The 5,393-nt window shown below is 69.8% G+C and carries 5 protein-coding genes and 1 pseudogene; 5 read left to right on the forward strand and 1 reads right to left on the reverse strand.

Annotated elements, in window-relative coordinates:
* From folP to folK, 3 genes are all read left to right on the forward strand, one after another.
* Nucleotides 1-810, forward strand: an 810-nt coding sequence (gene folP, locus D0D37_RS45665) for a dihydropteroate synthase (protein WP_244223915.1), incomplete at its 5' end; no start/stop codon positions are given.
* Nucleotides 803-1,162 (forward strand): dihydroneopterin aldolase, encoded by a 360-nt coding sequence (gene folB, locus D0D37_RS45670; protein ID WP_116206794.1) that lies wholly within the window; start codon nt 803-805, stop codon nt 1,160-1,162. The genes folP and folB, both read left to right, overlap by 8 nt.
* Complete coding sequence (gene folK / locus D0D37_RS45675; protein ID WP_116206795.1) at nt 1,159-1,653, forward strand: 2-amino-4-hydroxy-6-hydroxymethyldihydropteridine diphosphokinase; 495 nt, start codon at nt 1,159-1,161, stop codon at nt 1,651-1,653. The genes folB and folK overlap by 4 nt, the downstream gene beginning before the upstream one ends.
* 32 nt (nt 1,654-1,685) lie before the next feature.
* Here the strand turns inward: folK and D0D37_RS45680 are convergent.
* Nucleotides 1,686-2,625, reverse strand: a pseudogene (locus D0D37_RS45680) (helix-turn-helix domain-containing protein).
* A gap of 70 nt (nt 2,626-2,695) precedes the next feature.
* Between D0D37_RS45680 and D0D37_RS45685 the strand changes: the two are divergent.
* Together D0D37_RS45685 and D0D37_RS45690 are read left to right on the forward strand one after the other, a co-directional pair.
* Nucleotides 2,696-3,148, forward strand: a complete 453-nt coding sequence (locus tag D0D37_RS45685; protein ID WP_116206796.1) for a DUF3180 domain-containing protein — start codon at nt 2,696-2,698, stop codon at nt 3,146-3,148.
* 69 nt (nt 3,149-3,217) lie between these two features.
* Complete coding sequence (locus D0D37_RS45690; RefSeq protein WP_116206797.1) at nt 3,218-5,179, forward strand: DUF6779 domain-containing protein; 1,962 nt, start codon at nt 3,218-3,220, stop codon at nt 5,177-5,179.
* Nucleotides 5,180-5,393 lie beyond the last annotated feature (214 nt).

Genomic DNA, 5,393 nt, shown 5'->3' on the forward strand with positions numbered 1-5,393 from the left:
GTGATGGGCGTGCTGAACGTGACGCCGGATTCTTTCTCCGACGGCGGCCGGTACCTCGATCTCGACCAGGCGCTGGAGCACGCGCGCGAGATGTGGGCTCGTGGCGCGGACCTGATCGACGTCGGCGGCGAGTCGACGCGGCCGGGCGCCTCGCGGGTCGACGCGGAGACCGAGGCCGCGCGCATTCTCCCGGTGATCCGGCAGCTGGCTTCCGAAGGCGTCGTGCTGTCGGTCGACACCACGCGGGCCGCGGTCGCCGAAGCCGCGGTGGCCGCTGGCGCGAAGGTGATCAACGACGTGTCCGGCGGGCTCGCGGATCCGGCGATGGGACGGGTCGCGGCGGAGACCAAGGCGCCGTGGGTGTTGATGCATTGGCGTGGGCACAGCAAGGACATGAACGCGTTGGCCACGTACACCGACGTCGTCGCCGAGGTGCGCGGCGAGCTGCTGGAGCGGGTCGACGAGGCGATCGTGGCCGGGGTTTCCGAGAGCGAGATCGTGCTCGACCCCGGCCTCGGGTTCGCGAAGCACGCCGAGCACGACTGGGCGTTGCTGCACGGGCTGGATTCGTTGCTGGGCTTGGGTTTCCCGGTTTTGGTGGGTGCCTCGCGCAAACGTTTCCTCGGTCGGCTGCTGTCCGGAAAGGACGGAGTGCCGAGGCCGCCGGACGGTCGCGAGGTCGCCACCGCGTCGATCTCGGCGCTCGCCGCCGCGGCTGGTGCGTGGGGCGTGCGGGTGCACGAGGTGGGGGCCTCACTGGACGCCGTGGCGGTGGCCGCGGCCTGGCAGCAAGGACGGGCCGATGGCTGACCGCATCACGCTCACCGGACTGCGCGTGTTCGGCCGACATGGGGTCTTCGACCACGAGAAGCGCGACGGGCAGGAATTCGGCATCGACATCGTCGCGTGGCTCGACCTCGGGCCTGCCGCGGCGTCGGACGACCTGACCAAGACGCTGCACTACGGCGAGCTGGCCGAGCTGGCGGCGGGGATCGTCGCCGGGGAGCCGTACGACCTGATCGAGAGCGTCGCCGGGAAGATCGCCGACGAGGTCATGCGCGACGACCGGCTGACCGCCGTCGAGGTCACCGTGCACAAGCCGGCCGCGCCGATTCCGCTGACTTTCGACGACGTCGCGGTCACCATTCGGCGGGAGCGGTGAGCCGCGCGGTCCTGTCGCTGGGCTCCAATCTTGGCGACCGGCTCGGCTATCTGCGGAGCGCGGTCGACGCGGTGCGCCCGGCGCTCGTCGCGGTGTCCGGCGTGTACGAGACGAAAGCCTGGGGCGTCGAGGACCAGCCCGATTTCCTGAACGCGCTGTGCATCGTCGACGACCCGGCGCGCGACCACTGGGCGTGGCTGCGCGCCGGGCAGGCGGCCGAACAGGCGGCGGGCCGGGTGCGCGAACTGCGCTGGGGCCCGCGCACGCTCGATGTCGACATAGTGACAGTGCAGGACGTGACGTCCGACGACCCGGAGCTGCTCCTGCCGCACCCCGGGACCCCGGACCGGGCGAGCGTGCTGATCCCGTGGCTAGAGATCGACCCGGACGCCGAGGTCCCCGGGCACGGCCGGGCCGCCGACCTGCTCGCCCGGCTGCCGGAAGCCGACCGGGCGGGCGTCGTCCTGCGGCCCGACCTGACCTTGTCGTGAGCGCCTAAGCCGGTTCTAACCGGCTTGAACACTCACGAGACCCGCAGCGTGGCCAGCAAGAACTGCAGTTCCTCCTGCGTGCTCGGGGTGGGCGGCCAGCCGTTGATGGTCGCCAGCAGCTGCCAGTACCGCTCCGAACGCGGGTCCGCGCCTTCGCTGATGGTTTCGACCAGCTTGGTGCGGAACGTCGGATCGGCAGGGTCCTGGTCCTGGCGGGCCGACGCCGTCGCGACGTGCTCGGCCAGCGCGCGGCCGGACGCGGAGTCCGGAGTCGCGCCCGCGTCGAGCGCCGTGCGCGCTTCGGCGATCCACGTGAACCAGTGCTCCCGCTGCGCCTTCGTCGGCTGTTCGTAGTCGCCGGCGGCGACGGTCTGCGCGTGCCGCGTGCTCATGTCCCGGATCAGCTGCCGGAAATCCGGGTCCTGGACGAGTTCGGCGAACTCGATCCAGGCCTCCAGCTGCTCCGGGGCCGGATCATCCGGAAGATCCGGTTTCGCCGACCGCATTCGCGTGTAGAACTCGGTGTCGACGTCGAGCCCGTCGACCATTTCGTCCCAGAACTCGTCCACCAGACGGCGGCGTTCCTCGTCCGGCATTCGGGCGATGCGATTCATCAGTTTCACTTCCTCCAGCTCGGAATCCCGTTTCAGCACCGCGCGCAACACCGCGCGGCGCAGCCGCAACCGCCGGATCTGCTCGTCGAGCGCGTCGACGTGGCTCGTCGCCAGGTCGCGCACCGTCGTCTCGCGCGCCAGTGCGCGGGACACGTCGGGCAGGCCGATGCCCAGCTCGCGCAGCGTCCGCACCAGCTCCAGCCGGGCGAGCGCGTGCGCGTCGTACAAGCCGGTAGCCGGCGCCGGTCCGCTGCGTGGGCGGGAGCAGGCCCTCGTCGGAGTAGAACCGGATGGTCTTCACCGGCAGCCCGGTGCGCCGGGAGAGTTCGCCGATCGTGAAGACCGTGGTGGCAGGCATGTCAGGCATCGTGGAGTCTCCAGTCGCTGGAGAGTCAAGCCTGCCAGAACGGGCTCGGTACGGTGGAGTCATGCACTTCACGCGGTCCCGGGACCTGGTCGTGGCCGCGGTCCTCGGCCTCGCCGTGGTCTACGTGCTGTTCGAGGCCGCTTACGGCGATCTGCCGCAGCTGCCCTTGCTCGCCGGGGTGACCTTCGCGGTGCTCGCGATCGCCGAGGCCGGTCTGGCGCTCTCAATCCGGTCGCGGATCAAGTCCGGCCGGGTGCACGGCGACGCGGTCGGGATCGCCAGGGCGGTCGCGCTGGCGAAGGCGTCTTCGCTGGCCGGGGCGTTTCTCGGCGGCGGCTGGATCGCCGCGTTCCTCTATGTTTTCCCGCGACGTGACGAACTCGTCGCCGCGGTCTCCGACAGCAAGTCGGCGGTCGTCGGGGCGGTGTCGTCGGCGCTGCTCGTAGCTGCCGGTTTGTGGCTCGAGCACTGCTGCCGGACGCCGCCGGAGGACCGTAGGACGACGACCGGTTAACGCGTCGTTGGCGCCGCTCGAAGTACCGACTAGGTCTCATTCGGATCACCGGAAGGTACGGTGTCAGGCATGACTGGCGTGGGTGACGACTCGCACGGCCGCCGCCCTGGCAGGCCGTGGCTTGTCGTCGGATTGCTCCTCGCTGTCGGCGCCACCGTGGTTTTGGTGCTCAGCGACGACCTCCGGTACCTCCGGCTCGGGATCGTCGCGGCCCTCTGGGCAGCCCTGATCGGTGCTTTCCTGGCTGTTCGCGCCCGCAAGAACGCGGCGCACAGCGAGGACGCGGTCGCCGAGGCGCAGGCGGTGTACGAACTGGAGCTGGAACGCGAGATCGCGGCCCGGCGGGAGTACGAACTCGAACTCGAGACGGAAACGCGCGAGGCGGCGCAGGCGCAGTCGCGAGAAGAATTGGATGCGCTGCGTGCCGAAGTGGCTGCGCTGCGCGAAAGTCTGCAATCGCTGTTCGGCGGCGAGGTGCTGCTCGAACGCGTCGCGCTGACCGCGCAGGCGACTCGGATGCGCTCGCTGAACGACGAGCAGCGGCTCGTTTCGGCCGGTTCCGAGACCAAGAACGGCAATGGCAAGAAACCGGCTCAGCTGCTCGCTCCGAAGAAGCAGATGGTCGATGTTCCGGAGCGGCCGACCGAATTCATGGACCGGGTGCTCGACGCGAAGCCGGCGGAACGTCGCCGGGCGCCGGTGAACGGCGGCGCCAATGGGGCCGTGAAGACCAATGGCGCCAATGGGACTTCCGGCGCGAATGGCTCGAGCAGCGCTGGATTGAACGGAAACGGCCCGAATGGCGACCGGTCGACTCAGTTGCGTACGCAGCAGATGCCGCGGTTGAAGCCGAAGCGTCCGGAACCTCCTGCTGAGCCGGAGCCGTTCGAGGACGACGTCGAAGCCGACAGCCCGGCCCCGCGCGGCGGGCGCGATCCCCGGGCCAGCTTGCCGGAGGCGTTCGTGCCCCGTGGCGGCCGTGGTCCGGACTCGGGGCCGCATGAGGGGCGCGCCAGTGTGGCGGATGCTTTCGCCGCGCGTGAGCCGCGTAATGGTGCGCCGGAACCGCACGCTGAGCGGCCCGCTCGCGGTGGTGCTCCGGAGTCGCAGGCCGGACCTCGTGGGGGCGCGCCGAAGCCGCGTGGCGATCGTGCGCCGGAGCCGTATGAAGCCGAGCGTCGTTCGGCGGGCGAGTCTGGTTCGCATGTCATTCCGGAAGCGTTTGAGGACAATGTCGAGCGTGGGCAGCGGAATGTGACTGAGCCGTTGCCGCGGGAGGCTGAGCGGGCTCGTGGTTCGTTCGGTCCGGGTCCGCGGGGCGCTCGGCCGCAGAATGACGCGCTGGAGCCGGCTCGTCGGCCGGTTCCCGAGGCGCAGCCGACTCGGACTGTCGCGCCGGTGAGCAAGCCGGAGCCGCCGGTCAAGGAAGAGCGGTCGGCACCTCGGTTGGCGGCTCGGCCTGCTCCGCAGCGGGCTGAGGAGCGTCCGGAAGCTGCTGAGCAGACTGCTGTTTCCCGGCCTGCTGAACCGGTTGCACCTGTTGCGCGTCGGCATGCTGAGCCTGCTCCGAAGAAGGAGAAGCCGGTGGTGGAGAAGGAGACTGCGGCTGAGTCGCAGACTCGTGCGCCGTCTCGGCTGGAGCAGTTCTCTCGGTCGGATTTGTCGCCGTTGGCTGAGGACACGCCTACTGGGCGGCATGGTGCGCCTGGGGCGGATGCGGTCAATCCGACGTTGCCGGAGTCGGTTCGCAGTACGGCTGGCAGCGGGACTGGGGGAAGGCGGCGTCGTCCGGAGGCTGAGGCTGCTTCGGCGCCGGTTTCGGGTGGGCGTCGGCGGCGGCCTGAGGGGGAGCCTCCTGCTTGGGAAGCGCCTGGTGAGGAGAGTGCTGAGGAAGAGTCCGCGCATGGGCGGCGGGCTGCGGATTCGGCCTCGGCTGGGCATCACGCTTCTGGGCGGTCGGTTACGGAATTGCTTGCGGCTAATGGGAAGACGGAGGGGAGTCCTCGGCGAAGGCGTCGGGCTGAGGATTGAGGTTTCTTGGTTTCGGCTCGTCGCCTGGCGGCGACATTGCGCACGGGCGTGCGTGGGGCACCCCGAAGCTGATTGTGCTGACGGTCTGAGGGTGGTTGTCAAGGCGGGAAAGATGCCTTGACAACCACCCTCAGACCGCAGGGAAGGCTTCGTATCGGGGTGCGGGGGTGGTGTGGGTGCATGGTGAGTTGGGTGCATCGGCTGCGGTTGCGCG

It is taken from the genome of Amycolatopsis circi (assembly GCF_003385235.1).
In the GTDB taxonomy this organism is placed as follows: Bacteria; Actinomycetota; Actinomycetes; order Mycobacteriales; family Pseudonocardiaceae; genus Amycolatopsis; species Amycolatopsis circi.

Coding starts and splice junctions, on each gene's coding strand:
- folB (WP_116206794.1), top strand. CDS start 803: ATGGCTGACCGCATCACGCTCACCGGACTGCGCGTGTTCGGCCGACAT.
- D0D37_RS45685 (WP_116206796.1), top strand. CDS start 2,696: ATGCACTTCACGCGGTCCCGGGACCTGGTCGTGGCCGCGGTCCTCGGC.
- D0D37_RS45690 (WP_116206797.1), top strand. CDS start 3,218: ATGACTGGCGTGGGTGACGACTCGCACGGCCGCCGCCCTGGCAGGCCG.